At 32.7% G+C, this 19047-nt stretch carries 16 protein-coding genes; 11 read left to right on the top strand and 5 right to left on the bottom strand.

The window, feature by feature from the left end; all coding sequences use genetic code 11:
- The first annotated feature begins 2 nt into the window (after positions 1 to 2).
- Entirely contained in the window at positions 3 to 1643 is a 1641-nt protein-coding gene (pgi, locus tag DG508_RS17930) for a glucose-6-phosphate isomerase (RefSeq protein WP_108869462.1), read from the top strand.
- A 140-nt stretch (positions 1644 to 1783) separates the two neighbouring features.
- Here pgi and DG508_RS17925 read toward each other — a convergent pair whose 3' ends face one another.
- The 5 genes from DG508_RS17925 to DG508_RS17905 form a co-directional block, all read right to left on the bottom strand.
- Positions 1784 to 2890 (bottom strand): TFIIB-type zinc ribbon-containing protein, encoded by a 1107-nt coding sequence (locus tag DG508_RS17925; protein ID WP_108869461.1) that lies wholly within the window; start codon positions 2888 to 2890, stop codon positions 1784 to 1786.
- A gap of 133 nt (positions 2891 to 3023) precedes the next feature.
- Positions 3024 to 4163, bottom strand: coding sequence for an SPFH domain-containing protein (locus DG508_RS17920; protein WP_108869460.1), 1140 nt, complete (start codon positions 4161 to 4163; stop codon positions 3024 to 3026).
- Between the two features lie 380 nt (positions 4164 to 4543).
- Positions 4544 to 5272, bottom strand: a complete 729-nt coding sequence (locus tag DG508_RS17915) for a metallophosphoesterase (protein ID WP_108869459.1) — start codon at positions 5270 to 5272, stop codon at positions 4544 to 4546.
- Positions 5273 to 5320: 48 nt separating this feature from the next.
- Positions 5321 to 6457 (bottom strand): ATP-binding protein, encoded by a 1137-nt coding sequence (locus tag DG508_RS17910; RefSeq protein WP_108869458.1) that lies wholly within the window; start codon positions 6455 to 6457, stop codon positions 5321 to 5323.
- Between the two features lie 90 nt (positions 6458 to 6547).
- Complete coding sequence (locus tag DG508_RS17905) at positions 6548 to 7303, bottom strand: SDR family NAD(P)-dependent oxidoreductase (RefSeq protein ID WP_108869457.1); 756 nt, start codon at positions 7301 to 7303, stop codon at positions 6548 to 6550.
- Positions 7304 to 7708: 405 nt separating this feature from the next.
- Here DG508_RS17905 and DG508_RS17900 point away from each other — a divergent pair, with 405 nt between their 5' ends.
- The 10 genes from DG508_RS17900 (at position 7709) to DG508_RS17855 (ending at position 19039) form a co-directional block, all read left to right on the top strand.
- Complete coding sequence (locus tag DG508_RS17900) at positions 7709 to 8710, top strand: AAA family ATPase (RefSeq protein ID WP_108869456.1); 1002 nt, start codon at positions 7709 to 7711, stop codon at positions 8708 to 8710.
- Between the two features lie 89 nt (positions 8711 to 8799).
- A complete protein-coding gene (locus DG508_RS17895) occupies positions 8800 to 9666 on the top strand; it encodes a DUF58 domain-containing protein (protein ID WP_108869455.1) in 867 nt (288 codons plus the stop codon).
- A gap of 13 nt (positions 9667 to 9679) precedes the next feature.
- Entirely contained in the window at positions 9680 to 11344 is a 1665-nt protein-coding gene (locus DG508_RS17890) for a BatD family protein (protein WP_108869454.1), read from the top strand.
- A 2-nt stretch (positions 11345 to 11346) separates the two neighbouring features.
- Positions 11347 to 12351 (top strand): VWA domain-containing protein, encoded by a 1005-nt coding sequence (locus DG508_RS17885; protein ID WP_108869453.1) that lies wholly within the window; start codon positions 11347 to 11349, stop codon positions 12349 to 12351.
- Positions 12352 to 12417: 66 nt separating this feature from the next.
- The gene (locus DG508_RS17880; RefSeq protein WP_108869452.1) at positions 12418 to 13452 is read left to right on the top strand and encodes a VWA domain-containing protein; all 1035 of its coding nucleotides are present in this window, start codon (positions 12418 to 12420) and stop codon (positions 13450 to 13452) included.
- A gap of 6 nt (positions 13453 to 13458) precedes the next feature.
- Positions 13459 to 14340: a tetratricopeptide repeat protein gene (locus tag DG508_RS17875; protein WP_108869451.1), complete on the top strand. Its 882-nt coding sequence runs from the start codon at positions 13459 to 13461 to the stop codon at positions 14338 to 14340.
- Positions 14341 to 14397: 57 nt separating this feature from the next.
- A complete protein-coding gene (locus DG508_RS17870; protein WP_108869450.1) occupies positions 14398 to 16167 on the top strand; it encodes a BatD family protein in 1770 nt (589 codons plus the stop codon).
- A 5-nt stretch (positions 16168 to 16172) separates the two neighbouring features.
- The gene (locus tag DG508_RS17865) at positions 16173 to 16922 is read left to right on the top strand and encodes a tetratricopeptide repeat protein (protein WP_108869449.1); all 750 of its coding nucleotides are present in this window, start codon (positions 16173 to 16175) and stop codon (positions 16920 to 16922) included.
- Positions 16923 to 17003: 81 nt separating this feature from the next.
- Positions 17004 to 17318, top strand: coding sequence for a hypothetical protein (locus DG508_RS17860; RefSeq protein WP_108869448.1), 315 nt, complete (start codon positions 17004 to 17006; stop codon positions 17316 to 17318).
- Between the two features lie 140 nt (positions 17319 to 17458).
- Complete coding sequence (locus tag DG508_RS17855; RefSeq protein ID WP_108869541.1) at positions 17459 to 19039, top strand: SulP family inorganic anion transporter; 1581 nt, start codon at positions 17459 to 17461, stop codon at positions 19037 to 19039.
- Positions 19040 to 19047: the final 8 nt, after the last annotated feature.

Genomic DNA, 19047 nt, shown 5'->3' with positions numbered 1-19047 from the left:
CCATGTCACTACCAACTATAAACCCTACCACCACAAAAGCTTGGCAAGACTTAAAGTCACATTATGAAACGATAAAACATACTCATCTCAAGGATCTTTTTAAGCAAGACTCTGAGCGTGCAAATGTTTTTTCTATTTCTTGGCAAGATTTTTATGTTGACTACTCCAAAAACCGAATAGATAATACAACAAAGAAATTGTTGTTGGATCTTGCAGACCAAACAGGTCTTAAAGAAGCCATACAGCGTTATTTTGAAGGAAGTGTTATTAATAAAACAGAAGAAAGAGCAGTTTTACATACAGCACTTAGAACTCCATCAACACATGAGGTTATTGTTGATGGTAAAAATATTATCCCAGAAATTACAGCTGTAAAAGAAAAGATAAAAACGTTTAGTGATCAAGTCATTTCTGGAACCCTTAAGGGGTATACAGGCAAAGCGTTTACGGATATTGTAAACATAGGAATAGGTGGATCTGATCTTGGGCCTGCTATGATTACAGAATCTTTGGCTTATTATCAAAATCACTTGACTACACATTTTATCTCTAATGTAGATGGAGATCATGTACATCAAAACTTAAAAGAATTAAACCCTGAAACTACTTTGTTTGTGGTAGTTTCTAAGACCTTTTCTACACAAGAAACCTTATCCAATGCAACTACAGCAAGAGAATGGTTTGTTAAAAAAGCACCAAAAGAAGCGGTTGGTCAGCATTTTGTAGCAGTATCCAGTAATATAGCCAATGTTACCAATTTTGGAATTGCTCAAGAAAATATTTTCCCTTTGTGGGATTGGGTAGGTGGTCGTTTTTCATTATGGAGCGCCGTTGGATTATCTATAAGTTTGACTGTAGGGTATGAAAATTTTGAAGCATTACTAAAAGGAGCTTGCGAAATGGATAAACATTTCAAGGACACTCCTTTTGAAGAGAATATACCCGTTATTCTTGGGTTGATAAGTGTTTGGTATAATAATTTCTTTGAGGCAGAGAGCGAAGCTATTATTCCTTACTCTCAATATTTGCATAGATTACCTGCGTATTTACAACAAGGTATTATGGAGAGTAATGGAAAAAGTATAGACCGTAATGGAAACCCTGTGGATTATCAAACTGGTACAATTATCTGGGGTGAACCAGGAACAAATGCGCAACATGCATTTTTTCAATTAATTCATCAAGGAACGAAATTGATTCCTGCAGAGTTTATAGGATTTAAACATTCTTTATTCCAAGATCAGAGCCATCAGGATAAATTAATGGCAAATTTCTTTGCACAGACAGAAGCCTTGATGAATGGTAAGACAGAAGAAGAAGTACTCGTTGACTTGAAAAGTAAAGATTTGTCTGAAGATAAACTCAAGCAATTAATGCCATTCAAAGTTTTTGAAGGAAATAAGCCTACTACAACTCTTTTGATTGATAAACTTACTCCAAAAAGTCTGGGTGCATTGGTGGCAATGTATGAACAACGCATTTTTGTTCAAGGAGTTATTTGGAACATCTTTAGTTATGATCAATGGGGTGTAGAGCTGGGTAAGCAACTAGCAACCACAATACTTTCTGAGATAGACACTGGTAAGATTGAAAAGCATGATGCATCTACAAGTAAGCTATTAAAACGTTATACTAATTCTTAATTAAAATAATCGTGATCTGAATTGAATTATTTTTAGTTTAAGCAAAAAATAAAATACAACTAGTATAAGACCTCGCAAGTTACTGAAATAACAAAGCGAGGTTTTTTTTGATTGTCTTAAGGTGTTTTAATAGGTAGCTGTTATTTTTCTGAAAACCATATTATTGCTCCGATAATTGCTGCTATAAATAGTACGAAGAAAAATATTTTCCAAAAAGAATAGGGTCTGTTTCCAGAAATTGCTCCTGTTTGACCATTGATAAAAAAATTATACTTTTTGCCATTAAATCGATATGCACTTATATAGACAGGAAGAAGGATATGTTTAAAAGTTTCTTGACTTAAACTCATATCAATATGATGTACTCTTTGAGTGTCTCCCCCGATATCTTGTCTAGCCCACGTATCAGCAATACGTTCTGCTTCTTTTGTAGAAGACAGGTGGCCATCTTTAAGAGGTATCGTATATTTTTCGGTAACAAAACCTGCTAAGAATCCAGTATTGAAGGATTCTAGTGAATTTAGATTCCAATTCGATATTTTTCTAGGAATAGGATTTTTGTTTTGGTGAGATGCTTTTATTAGGGTATCATCGACAAAACCATTTATGTTTCCGCTGGCAGAAGACCATCTGGTTCTGCGCTCTCTTCGGGTTTTTGAAACCTGTTTCCCATTTACGGTTGTTGTATAGGGTACATTGACATAGTAATAGTCTCCTCGTTCTCCTCTGTAATTGGCGTATAGCTGGGCATCAAAAGTCCAGTATGGTAAGTATAGCCCTTTGGTGTTTTGTGGGTCTAGAGTAGCTTTTTTGAGATTATTAGGAGCAAACCATAAACCTTTTACCCATTTCGAAAAAATTTGATGTGATTTTTTTTGATCAAATTGAAAAGGGAGTATTGCTCCAGGTAGAATCCAATCTTCCTTATAAGCATCTTCTATAATTAGGGGCATCGTACAATAAACACAATGCAAAGATTTATAGTTTTCTTCAATATGTTGATTTGCACCACAATTTTTACAATGCAACATCATGATTTTCTCAGAATGAGATTGAGACCCCATTTCTTGTAGATAAGGTTTTAGTTCTAATTCTTGAAACCCATCAGTAGCGTGTGTGAATTCTTCATGATGACCACAATATTCGCAGGTAATATGTTTAGTTCCAGGTTTATATTTTAATTCTGCGCCACAATTAGTGCAGGATTTTTTATGTTCTGAAACTGCTTTTTTTTCTTTTTGTTCCATGTGCGTATCGCAAGTCTTGTAAAAACGACTAGTTTATACACTGTATAAGTTTGTCAAAGATATTCTTTGATATTTTACAAAATCTTGATGTGTTCAGCTATAAGCTGAGTTTTTTTATTCTAAACACTATAAATTAGTTACTTGGTAAAGGAGGAGGTGTGTTTCCGCCAAGAAATGATTTTAATTCTTCTATATCTTTTAGAGCAGTCCAATTACTCATTCCTTGTTTCCATATCAGAGCATCTTTATTAATAGTTCTGTTTGCAAATAATGCTTTTAATTGCTCAAAAGATACTGGGCCTGCTTGTTGTCCATTATGTGCATAAAAATACTGCACTTGCACTGGTATTGGTGGTGGGGTTACTGGAGTTGCTTGTTGAGGAGTGTGTGCTTGTTGTTGTCCTGCCATTGGGCTCATCATACCACCCATTTGCTGTGCAAGAACAAATCCCATTCCCATTCCCATTCCAGCACCTGCAGTTCCTCCTTCATTGGCTGCTGCTGCTTCAATAGCTTTGGCTGTTTTAAACTTGGTTAATTTATCCAAATCTAGTTTATCAATTCTGCTGTATTCAAAAATTTCTTTTTTCAGCTCTTCTGGCATAGATACATTCTCTATAAAGAATTTTTCAAGAGAGATTCCAACAGAGTTGAATTCAGGTTGCATTACCTCGAGACAGGTGTCTGATAATTCTGTAGTATTCGCCGCATAAAGTTCAATAGGTAAATTAGCTTCGCCGATAGTATCTGTAAAACGAGTAGAAATCAGACTTTTAAGATGTTCGTTGATTTCAAAATTGGTGAAATTTGCATCAGTTCCTACAATGTCTATAATAAATTTTCCTGCATCATTGATTTTAAAAGCATAGGTTCCGAAAGCACGCACTTCTACGAGTCCAAAACGATCATCGTTTAGAGTGATTGGGTTTTTTGTTCCCCATTTCTCATCTGTAAACAAATGGGTGTTTACAAAATATACTTCTGCTTTAAAAGGGCTGTTGAAACCATATTTCCATCCTTTTAAAGTAGATAGGATAGGAAGATTTTGTGTGTTTAATGTATATGTTCCTGCAGTAAAAACATCTGCTAGTTGCCCTTCATTTACAAAGACTGCAGTTTGTCCTTCTCTTACAATAAGTTTTGCTTCGTTTTTAATCTCATTTTGGTATCGCTCAAACCTATGTACGATAGTGTCATCTGTATAGTCTAACCACTCTATGATGTCTATAAATTCATGGCTAAGCTTCTTTTTTATTTCGTCAAAAATTCCCATTGATGAGTTGATTTTAAATTTGTGTTTTTAAAACTACAAAATAGATTGGTCGAAGAAAAATATTTTTGAGTTAATTATACCAAATTGGTATTACATCATTTTCATTGTGAATAGGTCATGAATGATGTGACTTATATCTTATCTGGTATAAGTAAGTTCTTTTTTATAAGAGAGTGTGCGTAGTTCTGTTTCTATAATAGTTGGATTGATTTTGAGTTTATTTTTTCCATAAATGAACCTTTTCTTTGATAATTATAAACACCAAAGAAAATGCTAGTAAACTATAGGTTAAAAATTTAATTGTTGTTTTCATGATTCTTGGTTTTTGTCATTTACAACATTATATCAATAGTTGTGCCTTTTTGTTACCTTTTTCTTTTTTAATTCCTTCCGTTTTCATCGGGGTATAATTGATAAACAGGGTCACTTTGCCAAAACTCTTTAGTATTGATATCCATTATAGTTAGCGCTCCTTTAAATGCAGCTCCTGTATCTATATTCCATATACAATTTGCTTGTACTGGAGTAGTTTGGTTAATTCTTGTTACTGGCGTATGGCCAATATAAATTTCGTCAAAAAGTAACAGTCTTTTCGGGTATTTTGGATTGTTTTTTTTGAGCGTAGGATCAATTGCAAGAGCAGTCTCCCATAGCGTTCTATCCCAATAGAAAGATTCATCAAAATATTCTCGATGTGGCCCATGAATACTGGTGAACCCAGCATGAAGGAACAGTCGATTATGGGTGTCAACATGGTAATTAATAAGATTCTTATAAAAATCAAGATGAATATTAATGTCTTCTTGAGATAGTTTTGCATATGAGTCTATTGTTGCCTGTCCACCGTGTTCAATCCAATCAGGATTATATGTTTTTTTGGTTAACCAAGTGTAGCAAAGATCATCATGATTTCCTTTTATGAATATGCAATTATGAGAAGTGTTGAGTTGTATTAAAAATGAAACTAATTCAGCACTATGACTCCAGCCATCTACATAATCTCCCAAAAATAGTAAGGTATCATCTTGGGTAACTTTTGCTCTTTTGAGTATTTGCTGTAGAGCATTCAAAGCGCCGTGCATATCTCCAATGACTAAAATTCTTCCCATAATATGAGTTTGCTAATTTATTGATTACTAATAATTGTTATATATTGTTTAATTGTATCTAACTTTTCTTAAGATTCGCATACTTTCTTTGTAAAGGGAATATGCAGTATCATTATGTGCTTTTAGATACGGTTTTGCTTCTTCTAGCCTCTCCTTTGCTTCATAAAAATCATTAAAATAACATATTAGGTATGTAGCAGGAAGATTGATAATATCTTTCTCATCATTTTTAGATAATGAACTATTGTTTTTTAATTTTTCTATTAAGCTATTATTGCTATTGTACAGATGATGTAATGTTTTGCGATCAAATTGAGGAGGCTCAAATAGAAGTTTATTTTCGATGTCATAACTTGCATTATCCTTAAAAGTAATGGTTACTTCTTCTAAAGGATAATACGCAAAGTTATCTTGTAATCCTAATTGTACGTATTCTACGATTTTAAACTGATCATTGGTTAATGATATGCTTACTTCATCTAGTTCTGAATAAAATAATTTAACCTGTTCATTAATTAATTCAATATCAACTCTAGAATAATAGGTTTCTCCATTTTGTCTTTTTTCTTTTCCTGCCCAACAAACTACAAAATACTCCTTGAAAACCCGATATGTAGGATTGTAATCAGTTCTTGAGTTCATGAAATCAAAAACTCCATCAAGTGTAAGTTCTATATTATTTTGTGCATGACTCTCTATAGCATTTACTATTTCTGAGTTAATATCTTTGATCTCGATATCAAAAACTTTAGGCATACTGATACTGCCATCTCTAAAAAAGACACTACCACCATAATACTTCCATATATTTTTGCGAAGAGAGCAAAGTTTACCTCCACGAGGACGAATTGTTACCAATCCAACAACTTTATCTGAGGGGAGATGAGGAAACGGGATGTTCTCATAAGATACATTAGGAGGGTTATCTAAATAAGCATTGACCAGATTCTGGATTTTGCTATCATCAAAAAAATCTACCCCAGGTATTCTATTGTCTTCATCTTCAACACCAATTACAATATAAGAGTTGTTTTTTGGATTAGAATTGGCAAGGGCACAAATGTGTTTCAGGAGTTTGGCCTTGCCTTCTTTTTCGCCAATATTAAGTTTACGCTTCTTATCATAAAAACTATTTTCGTCATTATGTGCCAGTAAATTTTTAATGAGAAGGCGTTTATTAATCATTCCTTTTTTATGAATAATAGTTTAAGTTTTTCTCCAACATAAACTTAGCTATTTTTATTGGGTCTGCAATGTGATAAGAATAAAGAATTATTATATTTTTTTGGTTACTATTGTGCTACTTGCTTGTGCTGTAGGAAATACGATAAGATCAGCAATGTTCACATGATATGGTCTGGTAACTACAAAGGTAATAATGTCTGCTATATCTTCTGGAGTAAGAGGAGTATATCCTTTATATACATTATCGGCTTTTTGGTCATCGCCTTTGAACCGTACATTGCTAAACTCTGTTTCTACTAATCCAGGGTGAATAGCTCCAACTCTAATACCATGTTGATTAAGGTCTATTCGCATTCCTTTGTTTATTGCATCTACGGCATGTTTGCTAGCGCAATAAACATTGCCATTTGGATAAACCTCTTTTCCTGCAATAGAACCAATATTTATGATATGGCCAGATTGTTGTTTGATCATTTTTGGGATAATAGCTTTAGAAACGTATAAGAGCCCTTTTACATTAATATCCATCATAGCGTCCCAATCATCAAGATTTCCATCTTGAATAGTGCTAAGTCCGTGTGCATTTCCTGCATTGTTGATCAAGATATCAATTTCCTCAAATTCTGTAGGGAGGTTTTCTATTGCAGAGAAAACATCATCTTTGTCTCTCACATCAAAACAAAGTGTATGTACCGACACAGTTTTACCAAGTTCTTTTTGTAAATCAGTTAATCGATTTTGTCGACGCCCACAAAGAATAAGGTTAATGTTATTCTTTGCCAATGCTATCGCTGTAGATTTTCCGATTCCACTTGTAGCTCCTGTTACTAATGCTGTCTTCATAATTATGTTATTGTGTTTTATATGGTATATGTTTTTAATTTTAACAATAAATCACATAATGTTTTCTATGGATACACTATAGCCTTGATTTTTTCAAATACTGTAAAGTAATTGAAAAGAAAAAGTATGTAATTAGATTAGAAAACAATACTTCTTTAATTGTTGTAAAAAAATGCAACACCTTTACTAGAGATACGTCTTTTTGTATACTCATCATAAAAAAATGATGAAAATCAGTATGCCTGTTTTTTTGTAAAAGTGGTTTAAAGATACTTCAAATTTTGTATCTGACATGAATATTTGAAAGTACATTTAACCAAGAATTAACAAGAGAATGAAAAATATTTCGACAATTTGCAATGCTGGATTAGTAGTATTAAATTCACGCCTTTAAAAAAATAAAAATAGATGGAAGAGAACAGTTCTATTGATATTGCTTCAATCAACCAGAAGATAGAAAAAGAGTCTGCATTTGTAGATTTACTTACTTTAGAAATGAATAAAGTAATTGTAGGCCAGAAACATATGGTTGAACGTTTACTTATAGGATTATTAGGTCAAGGTCATATTCTGTTAGAAGGAGTTCCTGGATTAGCAAAAACATTGGCAATTAACACATTGTCAAAGGCTGTTTATGGTAGTTTTAGTAGAATACAGTTTACCCCTGATTTACTACCAGCAGATGTGGTTGGAACTCTTATTTTTAATATGAAAGAGAATGATTTTTCGATCAAGAAAGGGCCTATTTTTGCAAATTTTGTTTTGGCAGATGAGATAAACCGTGCTCCTGCAAAAGTGCAAAGTGCTTTACTAGAAGCAATGCAGGAAAAACAAGTTACTATTGGGGATGAAACATTTATATTGGACAAACCTTTTCTAGTAATGGCAACACAAAATCCAGTAGAACAAGAAGGAACCTATCCTTTGCCAGAGGCTCAGGTAGACCGTTTTATGCTAAAGACAGTTATTGATTATCCAAAACTGGCAGAAGAGCAATTGATTGTTCGTGCTAACCTAAAAGGGGCTTTTGAGAAAGTAAACCCAGTTGTTTCTTTAGAACAAATTCTTAGAGCGCAGAGCGCAGTGAGAGAGGTGTACATGGATGAAAAGATAGAGAAATATATTCTTGATATTATTTTTGCTACTCGGTATCCTGAAAAATATGGTCTAGAAGAACTAAAACCATTAATCAATTTTGGAGCATCCCCTCGTGGTAGTATTAATATGGCAACAGCAGCAAAATGTTATGCATTTATTAAACGAAGAGGGTATGTAATTCCAGAAGATGTACGTGCAATAATTCATGATGTGCTTAGGCATAGAATAGGAATTACTTATGAAGCCGAGGCAGAAAACATAACTTCTGAAGATATTATCAATAAGATAGTAAATGAAATTGAAGTGCCATAATAATAAATTGGTTGAAGTTCTTTTCGTTTTAGGAATTTAAGACCTAAAGCTAAAAATGTTCACAAAGTGAAGAAACCCAAAGCAAAATTATGGATACTAAGGAGTTATTAAAAAAAGTTAGAAAAATCGAGATCAAAACTCGTCGTTTAAGCGACCATGTTTTTGGAGGAGAGTACCATTCTACTTTCAAAGGTAGAGGGATGACTTTTAGTGAAGTGCGACAGTACCAATTTGGCGATGATGTTCGTAATATAGATTGGAATGTTACAGCTCGTTACAATGAGCCTTACATAAAAGTGTTTGAAGAAGAACGAGAACTTACCATGATGCTTATGGTAGATGTTTCGGGTTCACAATTTTTTGGTACTCAAGAACAATTCAAGAAAGGGATTATTACAGAGATTGCTGCAACTTTAGCTTTTTCTGCTACTCAGAATAATGATAAGATTGGTTTGATTTTATTCACTGACTCAATAGAACTATTTATTCCTCCAAAAAAAGGAAGATCTCATGTACTTCGAATTATAAGAGAATTGTTAGAATTTGAGCCTAAAAGTAAAAAAACCAATATTACTCAAGCCTTGAAATTCTTGTCTAATGTAATGAAAAAGAAAGCAATAGTGTTTGTGTTGTCTGATTTTGTTGCAGATGATTACCAGCATACTTTAAAAATTACTGGAGGAAAACACGATGTTACAGGAATTAGAGTTTATGATAGAAGAGAAGAGGAGATTCCTAATTTGGGAATGGTACAAATGGAGGATGAAGAAACAGGAGAGCTTTTATTAGTAAATACTGCATCAAAAAACACACGAATAAATTATAGTAAGTACTATCAAGAAAGAGTAGATTATTTTAGAGATAGTTTTAAAAGAAGTGGAGCAGGTTTTTTGAGCAGCAGGGTTGATGAGAGTTATGTAAAGAAGTTATTAGGTTATTTTAAAAGAAGAGGATAAGGATATTTTAAGAATGACGAATTACGAGTTACGACAAGAAAAGAGAAGTATACAGCCAGAAATTCTTAAGAATTTGATCTGGGTGATGTTCTTGGTCTTTTGTGGATCAGGGGTTTCTGCCCAAGTTTCTGCAACAATCGATTCTACTACAATAAAAATAGGAGAAGAGATCAGGTATAAAATGAAGGTTGAAGTAGACACTACTCAAATCGTAGTTTTTCCTGAAGGATCGGCCTTCGCTCCTTTAGAGGTTATTGAATCTCAAAAAATCGATACTTCAAAAAATGGTAAAAAACTTCATCTTACCAAAGAATATGCTTTAACGCATTTTGATTCAGGACATTATACGATCCCCAGACAAAAAGTAATTATTGGGGAGCAGGTGTTTTTTACAGATTCTTTGAAGGTAGAGGTGCATGATGTATTAGTAGACACTACCAAACAGAAATTATATGAGATTAAGCCGTTGATAGATGTAGAGGCAACGTTTCCTACTAGTTCAAAAAGTTGGATTTTATGGGTAGTCGCAGGGTTATTCCTATTAGGAATAATTATCTTTTTTGTTTTGAGAAAGAAGAAACGTATTGCACAGAAAGAAGAACAATTACCTCCTTATGAACGAGCAATATTAACACTTAAGGAAATAGATGAATCTAAATTGTTAGAAAAAGATTCACATAAGGAGTATTATTCACAATTAAGTGATACCGCACGTAAATATATTGATGAAGAGGTGTATGATCATGCAATGGAGAGTACGACTGATGAGTTGATTGAGCGATTAGACGAAGAAATAAAATCAGGAGTTCTTGATTTGGATAAATCAACTATAGAAGATTTAAAAAAGGTATTAAAAACGGCTGATATGGCTAAATTTGCCAAATCAAAACCTGATGTCATAACAGCAAAAGCAGATCGCAATGTAATAGAGCAAGTAATTAATAAAACAAAAAACGCGATTCCAGAACCAACAGAAGAAGAGTTATTGGCAGATGAAGAGTACAGAAAATCTGTGGCTAATAAAAGACGTAAAAAACAAATTCTATTTGGTAGTTTAGGAGTGGTGTCAATACTTGTAATTGCTATAGTTGTTATTGTGCTTGTAAAAGGATATCATGAAGTTGTAGATACTGTATTCAATCATCCAGTAAAAGAACTTGCAGAAAGTGATTGGGTAAATAGCGCCTATGGATCACCACCTGTTACTATTTCTACTCCAAAAGTCTTAATTCGTAATAAATATAAATTAACAGATAGACAAAACCATATTCTTAAAGGTAATTCAACTTTTATATATGGCGGATTGACAGAAGATTTTTATGCTGGTGTAAGTACAATGCGTGTTGATGGTCGTGAAAATCAAGACATAAAAATAGAAATAGGAGAGATTGTAGAAAGTGCAGTAGGATCTTTTGAAGCAGAAGGAGCTAGAAATATTACCATAAAAAATGAAGAATATGAAACACTAGGAGGGGCAAGTGGAGTAAAAGTGTTTGGTGAATATAAAATCAAAGATACTTTGACTAATAAAAACAAAAAATGCGAATATCAAATGTTATATTTTGCAGAAAACAATGGGTTACAGCAAATTCTTGTTACCTATAATAAAGAAGATCGTTATGCAAAATCCATAGCAGAACGTGTTATTAATTCTGTAGAACTTAAAAATGCTGAATAACGATGTTTGAAAATTTTATATTCGAGAACCCTCATTTCTTTTGGTTATTATTTCTGTTACCATTGGCTATAGCATGGTATGTTTGGAAACAAAATAAACAACAAGCTTCTCTTAAGATTTCTAGTATCCAAGGTTTTAAAACATCGGCAAGTAACCTTGTAAAATTTAAGCCACTATTATTCGTAATACGATTAATCGCTTTAGCATTACTTATTATTGCACTGGCAAGACCAAGAACGGTTGATGTATCAACAAAAACAGATTCTACCAAAGGAATTGATATCGTAATGGCGATAGATGTATCTGCTAGTATGTTGTCAAAAGATTTAAAACCAAATAGATTAGAGGCTTTAAAAGAAGTAGCAGCAGAATTTATCAAAGATAGAATAAACGATCGTATTGGTTTGGTGGTTTATGCAGGAGAAAGCTATACAAAAACACCAATCACTAGTGATAAGTCAATTGCAGCAACAGCATTAAAAAATATTAGATATGGTGAGATTATAGAAGCAGGAACAGCGATAGGAATGGGGCTGGCTACTTCTGTAAATCGTCTTAAAGATAGTAAAGCAAAAAGCAAAGTAATTATTTTACTTACAGATGGTTCTAATAATAGTGGTTTTATAGACCCAAAGATTGCTTCAGAATTAGCTGTAGAGTATGGTATCAAAACCTATACAATTGGTATTGGTACAAATGGAATGGCTTTGAGTCCAGTAGCAAGATTACCTAATGGAGCTCTTAAGTATAGTAGAACACGAGTTAAAATTGATGAGAAGTTGTTGAAAGAAATCGCCAAGGCTACTAATGGTAAGTATTTTAGAGCAACAGACAATAAAAAATTAGAACAAATTTATCAAGAAATAGATAAATTAGAAAAGACAGATATCGAAGAATTTAAATTTTATAATTACGAAGAAAAATTTAGATCACTTGTATTATTGGCAGGACTATTGATTTTTATTGAATTTTTGTTAAGATATACTGTGTTTAAAAGCTTTATATAATTTTTTGTCGTTTTTTTCGCTTTAATAAGAATCTATAAATTTAGATATAGAAGTATAGTTTAAAATATGTATTTACTCGAAGAAAAAATATATTTCTGGTTGTTATTGAGTATTCCGTTACTGATCCTTTTGTTTTTGGGAGTTTTGATATGGAAAAAAAGAACTCAGAAGAAGTTTGCGGATTTGGTATTGCTTAAAAAATTAAGCCCAGATCAATCAACTTTTAAATCTGTTTTGAAAATTGTAATAATAAGCCTGGCTTTGGTGTGTTTGATCATAGCTTTGGTAAACCCTAAAATGGGAACAAAACTAGAAACGGTAAAAAGAGAAGGCGTTGATGTAGTTTTTGCTATAGATGTGTCTAAAAGTATGATAGCAGAAGATATTGCACCCAATAGATTAGAAAAGTCTAAACAACTGGTTACTCAGATCATTAATAATATGGCAAGTGATCGTATTGGTATCATAGCATATGCTGGTAGTGCTTATCCACAGTTACCAATCACTACTGATTATGCTTCGGGGAAGATGTTTTTGCAATCTATGAATACAGATATGTTGTCTTCTCAGGGAACTGCGATTCATGAAGCTATAGAACTAGCAAAGACCTATTATAATGATGCAGAACAAACCAATAGAGTGTTGTTTATTATAAGTGATGGAGAAGATCATGGAGGAAATGTGAAATTGATTGCAGAAGAAGCTTCTAAAGAAGGAATTAAGATTTTTACTATTGGAGTAGGTTCACCAAAAGGAGCTCCTATCCCTATAAAACGAAATGGGGTTGTGCAAAGTTATAAGAAAGATAGTCAGGGAGCTACCGTGATTACAAAACTAAACCCGACAATTTTACAGGAAATTGCCAATGAAGGAAATGGAATGTATATTGATGGTAGAGATACAAAAGAGGTAGTAGAAAAGGTAACCACAGTATTACGAAATATGGATAAGAAAGAATTTGAAGCAAAACAAATAACAGGTTTTAAAGATCAATTTCAATGGTTTTTAGGAGCAGGGTTATTATTATTGTTTTTAGATATTTTTCTATTAAATAAAAAAACATCTTGGGTAAAAAAATTAAACTTGTTTAATGAGCAGTAGTCGGGTATGAGAAAGATTTTAAGTATTTTGTTATGTTTTCAACTTGGGATTGTTTTTTCTCAAGAAGAAAGCGCAGATAAAACTATTAAGGAAGCAAATGTATTTGTAGCAACAGCAAATGATGTTCTGGTTAAAGAAGGTAATTTTCCTAGAGCAGAAGGAGAATATAGAAGAGCGATTGCTAAAAACCCAGTGACTCCTGTTGCAAAATATAATCTAGGTAATGCATATTATAATTCTGAGAAATATGATGAAGCAACATATCGATACGCAGAAGCAGCTAAGGTAGCCACCACAAAAACAGAAAGACATAAGGTGTTTCATAATCAGGGAAACACATATATGGAACAAAAAAAATATAAAGAAGCTGTAGAAGCGTATAAAAATGCACTTAGAAATAATCCAAAAGATGATGAAACCCGTTATAATCTTGCATTGGCCAAAAAAATGCTAGAGAAAAAGCAACAAGAGAATAAAGATAAAAAGGGACAAGATAAGGAGGATAAAAAAGACCAAGATAAGAAGGATCAAGATAAGAAGGAAGAGGAAAAAGATAAAGGAGACAAGGAAAAGGATAAAGAAGGCGATAAAGGAGACAAGGAAGAGGAAAAAGATAAAGGAGATAAGGAAAAGGATAAAGAAGGAGACCAGAAAGATAAAAAGGAAGATAAGGACAAAGAAGGAGATAAAGAAGACGAAAGAGGAAAGCCTAAAGATCAGGATGATAAAAAAGGAGGGCCTAACCAACAACAAGCGCAAGGAAAATTATCACCTGAACAAATTAAGCGCTTATTAGAAGCAATGAATAATCATGAAAAGAAAGTTCAGGATAAAATTAATTTGATAAAAGCGCATAGATCAAAAGTAAAAACAGATAAAGATTGGTAAGGATATAAAAAATCCGTTGAAATTGAAAAATATTGACTGATCTAAATAGATTAAAAAATGAAGCTAAAATTAATTTTTCTAACACTGTTTATAAGCACTCTACAACTGACATTTGCTCAGGTAAAGTTTGAGGCTAAAGTGACTAAGAAAAAACTTGGTATTAATGAAGTATTACGAGTAGATTTTGAAATGAATAAGGATGGAGATGATTTTACTCCACCATCTTTTTCGGGGTTTAAAGTTTCTGGCCCAGAGCAATCTATTCGTAGTATATGGGATAATGGAAAAAAAACATATTCCAAGACGTTTAGTTATTTTTTACAACCTACACGCAAAGGAAATTTTACAATAAAACAGGCGGCCATAAAGATTGATGGAAAAATATATAAAACATCTCTGATAAAAATTACGGTTACAAAGGCTGTTGCTAAATCAAATGATGCGAATGGCGATTTTGCTATAGATGATAATATACATCTGGTCACAGAGGTTTCTAAATCTAACCCGTACCTTAATGAAGCAATTACAGTAGTTTATAAACTTTATGTAAGTCGTAGACTAAGTATAAGTGATTTGAATATCGCAGATAGTCCGAAATATAGTGATTTTTGGAGTCAAGATATTGAAGTGAAACGGTTGATGGGAGAACCAGGCACTTATAAAGGAGAACCATATACTTATGTTGTATTTCGCAAAACAGTACTGTACCCACAAAAAACTGGAAAATTAGAGATTGAACCCCTTGCATTAAGTTTTAAAGTAGGGGTGCCTACAAACAGAAGAGATCGTTTTTCAGGCAGAAGGATATTTAATCAAGTAGATAAAATGGTAGTATCTAGTAAGAGGGTAATCAATGTAAAACCTTTACCAATAGAAGGAAGGCCAGATAATTTTTCTGGAGCTGTTGGAGATTTTAATTTTAAAGTATCAACCAATAAAACAAGTCTTGATGCTACAGAATCATTAGATGCCAATGTTTTAGTCTCTGGTGGAGGGAATTTAAAGCTTTTTGATTTACCAAAATTAAATATTCCTGATGGTATGGAAGAGTATGAACCTCAGCATAACGAGAGGGTGCGAACCAACCTCACAGGAATGAGAGGTACTATATCTGATACCTATACATTGGTACCACAGCACAAAGGTGATTATAGTATTCCACCAGTTTCTTTTTCTTATTTTGATTTAAAAACTGAAGCGTATAAAACGATTGAGTCTGATGAGATTGTGATAAATGTAGAAAAAGGCCCTGCCGTATCATATAATGATACATCAAATGAAGTATCACAAGAAAGAGTAAATAAAAAACGAGTAACTCAAATAGGAAACCAGTTTAGATTCTTAAAATCAAGCGCTGACCTTCAACCAATACAAAACAAATATTTTTTTAAGTCAACACTATATTGGATATCACTAGTTACTCCATTATTGGCAGTTCCCCTGTTTCTTTTCTTTGGAAAAAAGAGACAACAAAGATTAGACGATATAAGTGGTAATAGGGTTCGTAAAGCAGATAAGTTAGCTAGAAAATATTTGTCTGAAGCTAAGAAAAATTTGGGTAGTCAAAAAGAGTTTTATATTGCTATGGAGCGAGCTTTACATAACTACTTAAAAGCAAAACTACATATACAAACCAGTGATATGAGCAAAGATCGTATTCAACGATTATTAAAAGAACGAGAAGTTGAAGAAACCGTTACGATAGAATTTATAGCTTTGTTAGAAAGTTGTGAGTTTGCTAGATACACACCTTCTTCTACTTCTGCTATGCAACAGGATTATGACAAAGCTTCAAGAGTAATCGCAACAATAGATAAACAACTATAAAGGATATGAAGAGAATAGTTGAAATACTTATTTTTTTAAGTGTAATAGTAGGTTTTTCTCAGAATGAAGAATCATTCAAAAGAGCAAATTCATATTATAATCAAGAGAAATATCAGGAGGCTGTTGATGCCTATCAGTCTATTTTAGACGGGGGTCAAGAATCAACTTCTTTATATTATAATTTAGCAAACGCACATTATAAGTTAAATAACATTGGGTCAAGTATCTTTTATTATGAGAAAGCGTTGATTCTGGCTCCAAATGATGAGGATATAGAAAATAATTTGGCATATGCTCAAAAAGCGACTATTGATAAAATAGAAGTACTACCTCAAGGTTTTGTGTCTAGGATGATAAAAAAGCTTGCAGGGATATTTAATATTGATGGGTGGGCTTGGCTTTCGGTTATTTCTATTATATTGTTTGTAGTATTGTTGATACTGTATTATACAGCTAGAACGTCTTCAAAAAAGAGATTGTTTTTTACAAGTGCTTGGGGGATTTTAGTTATAGCAATAGCATCAGTTTTCTTTGCATTTAAACAATACGACTTTTTTATAAACAATCAATTTGCTATTATTTACGCGCAGGAAATTACAATAAAAAGCGAACCAAACCTGAGAAGTAATACTGTGTTTGAGCTTCATGAAGGAACCAAAGTTCAGGTGTTGGAGACTGTAAATGATTGGAAAAAAATTAAACTTGCTGATGGAAAAATAGGGTGGATTCCAAAAACAGAACTTCAAGAATTGTAATTAATGTGAAAATTTACAATACATTAACACGATTTTGAAAGTAATACTATTATTTTAGCGTTTCAAAATTATTTATCAGAAATGAATAAACTTCAAATAGCTAAATTTTTGATTGTTTTTGGCTTTCTCCTTAGTGTAGCCAATTATAGCATCAGTTTGGTTGATTTTTATAGTTGCACTGATAAAGCTTCAATAGTCCTTGAGGAAACAGAAGGCTCTGAAGAAAAAGAGACTTCTGAAAAGGATGATTTTAAAGAAAAAAATAAAATTTCGCAGTTCTATGAAGAAAAGGCAACAGCCCTTTCATCTTTTTTTATAGAGCAATATCCCGAGTTTTATATCCCAAATACATCTGTGTATTTGGAGCATAAGACGCCTCCTCCAAAGTATTCATAATATATTTTTAAACAACTTAATTTCAAAATAGAGATTGTATCTTGTGTAGAGGTATGTTTCTTTTTGAATGATTTCAAATTAATTTTATTCAATTGTTCTTTAATTTTTAAAGAGAACAACAAATTTTTATAGATATGAACATTTTTAAACATTTAAAAAGTGATATACCCGCAAGTATAGTTGTCTTTTTTGTAGCATTACCTTTATGTTTAGGTATTGCTCTTGCTAGTGGAGCACCTCTTTTTTCTGGTGTAATTGCGGGAATTATAGGAGGTATTGTTGTTGGTGCTTTGAGTGGTTCCAAAATTGGAGTAAGTGGTCCTGCTGCTGGTTTAGCAGCAATAGTTCTTACATCTATCGGTGCTTTAGGAGGGTATGAAAACTTTTTGGTAGCAGTGGTATTAGGAGGAGCAATACAGTTATTGTTTGGTGTATTAAGAGCAGGTATCATAGGATATTATTTTCCTTCCTCAGTAATCAAAGGAATGCTTACTGGAATAGGAATCATTATTATTCTAAAACAAATTCCACACTTTTTTGGATATGATGCAGACCCAGAAGGAGATTTTGCATTTTTTCAAATAGATGGAGAAAATACTTTTTCAGAAATAATTAATTCAATTAATTTTATCAGCCTAGGAGCAACGTTAATTGCAATTTTAGGCTTGGCAATATTGTTATTGTGGGATAAGGTATTAGGAAAGAAAGGAAAGATTTTCCAATTGATACAAGGTCCTTTGGTAGCGGTAGCTGTTGGAATCATATTTTATGTGATAACTCAGGATAGCGAAACTTTAGCTATAGCCAAAGATCATTTGGTAAGTGTGCCAATCCCAGAAGATTTATCATCATTTTTAGGACAATTTAGTTTCCCAAATTTCTCTGCTATTTTAGATTCTAATGTATGGGTTACTGCTTTTACAATTGCATTGGTAGCTAGTTTAGAAACACTGTTATGTGTAGAAGCTACAGATAAGTTAGATCCAGAGAAAAACGTGACACCAACCAATAGAGAATTGTTGGCTCAAGGAACAGGAAATATTATTTCTGGTATGATAGGAGGGTTGCCAATTACTCAGGTAATTGTACGTAGTTCTGCAAATATTCAATCTGGTGGTAAAACCAAAATGGCAGCAATTATTCATGGATTTTTATTGTTAATTTCTGTGATTCTAATACCAAGGTTATTAAATATGATCCCTCTTTCTGTTTTGGCCTCTATATTACTTGTGGTAGGATATAAATTGGCGAAACCTTCTTTATTCTTGAAAATGTATAAAATGGGTTGGAAACAATTTGTGCCGTTTTTAGTTACGGTTGTAGGTATTGTTTTTACAGATTTATTAGTTGGAATTGGTCTTGGATTATTAGTAGGTATAGTTGTGATTTTAATCAAGAGTTATCAAAATTCACATTTTCTACATATTGAAGATAAAAGTAATGGGAAGCATAGAATTGTAATGACACTTGCAGAAGAGGTTACTTTCTTTAATAAAGGTGCAATTCTAAAAGAACTTGATCGATTGCCAGAAGATACGTATCTTACCTTGGATGTAAGAAAAACTAGATATCTGGATAATGATATTATAGAAATTCTGGAAGATTTCTCTGAAAAAGCAAAAAACAGACATATTGATATTAAATTGATTTCTGAACGCGGAGTTGTAGAAAATCCAGATAGCTACATTCAGTTTTTTAGTCTTAGATCAAAATCATCGTAAATTACTAC

The organism is Aquimarina aquimarini (genome assembly GCF_900299535.1).
Taxonomy (GTDB): Bacteria; Bacteroidota; Bacteroidia; order Flavobacteriales; family Flavobacteriaceae; genus Aquimarina; species Aquimarina aquimarini.
Note: the sequence above shows the minus strand (reverse complement) of the source record. Positions and strands in the feature narration are given on the sequence as shown.

Excerpts from the sequence above, each read along its gene's own strand:
- DG508_RS17880 (WP_108869452.1), top strand. The coding sequence starts at position 12,418 with ATGTATTTACTCGAAGAAAAAATATATTTCTGGTTGTTATTGAGTATT.
- DG508_RS17890 (WP_108869454.1), top strand. The coding sequence starts at position 9,680 with ATGACGAATTACGAGTTACGACAAGAAAAGAGAAGTATACAGCCAGAA.
- DG508_RS17925 (WP_108869461.1), bottom strand. The coding sequence starts at position 2,890 with ATGGAACAAAAAGAAAAAAAAGCAGTTTCAGAACATAAAAAATCCTGC.
- DG508_RS17910 (WP_108869458.1), bottom strand. The coding sequence starts at position 6,457 with ATGATTAATAAACGCCTTCTCATTAAAAATTTACTGGCACATAATGAC.
- DG508_RS17885 (WP_108869453.1), top strand. The coding sequence starts at position 11,347 with ATGTTTGAAAATTTTATATTCGAGAACCCTCATTTCTTTTGGTTATTA.
- pgi (WP_108869462.1), top strand. The coding sequence starts at position 3 with ATGTCACTACCAACTATAAACCCTACCACCACAAAAGCTTGGCAAGAC.
- DG508_RS17860 (WP_108869448.1), top strand. The coding sequence starts at position 17,004 with ATGAATAAACTTCAAATAGCTAAATTTTTGATTGTTTTTGGCTTTCTC.
- DG508_RS17870 (WP_108869450.1), top strand. The coding sequence starts at position 14,398 with ATGAAGCTAAAATTAATTTTTCTAACACTGTTTATAAGCACTCTACAA.
- DG508_RS17915 (WP_108869459.1), bottom strand. The coding sequence starts at position 5,272 with ATGGGAAGAATTTTAGTCATTGGAGATATGCACGGCGCTTTGAATGCT.
- DG508_RS17875 (WP_108869451.1), top strand. The coding sequence starts at position 13,459 with ATGAGAAAGATTTTAAGTATTTTGTTATGTTTTCAACTTGGGATTGTT.
- DG508_RS17895 (WP_108869455.1), top strand. The coding sequence starts at position 8,800 with ATGGATACTAAGGAGTTATTAAAAAAAGTTAGAAAAATCGAGATCAAA.
- DG508_RS17920 (WP_108869460.1), bottom strand. The coding sequence starts at position 4,163 with ATGGGAATTTTTGACGAAATAAAAAAGAAGCTTAGCCATGAATTTATA.
- DG508_RS17865 (WP_108869449.1), top strand. The coding sequence starts at position 16,173 with ATGAAGAGAATAGTTGAAATACTTATTTTTTTAAGTGTAATAGTAGGT.
- DG508_RS17900 (WP_108869456.1), top strand. The coding sequence starts at position 7,709 with ATGGAAGAGAACAGTTCTATTGATATTGCTTCAATCAACCAGAAGATA.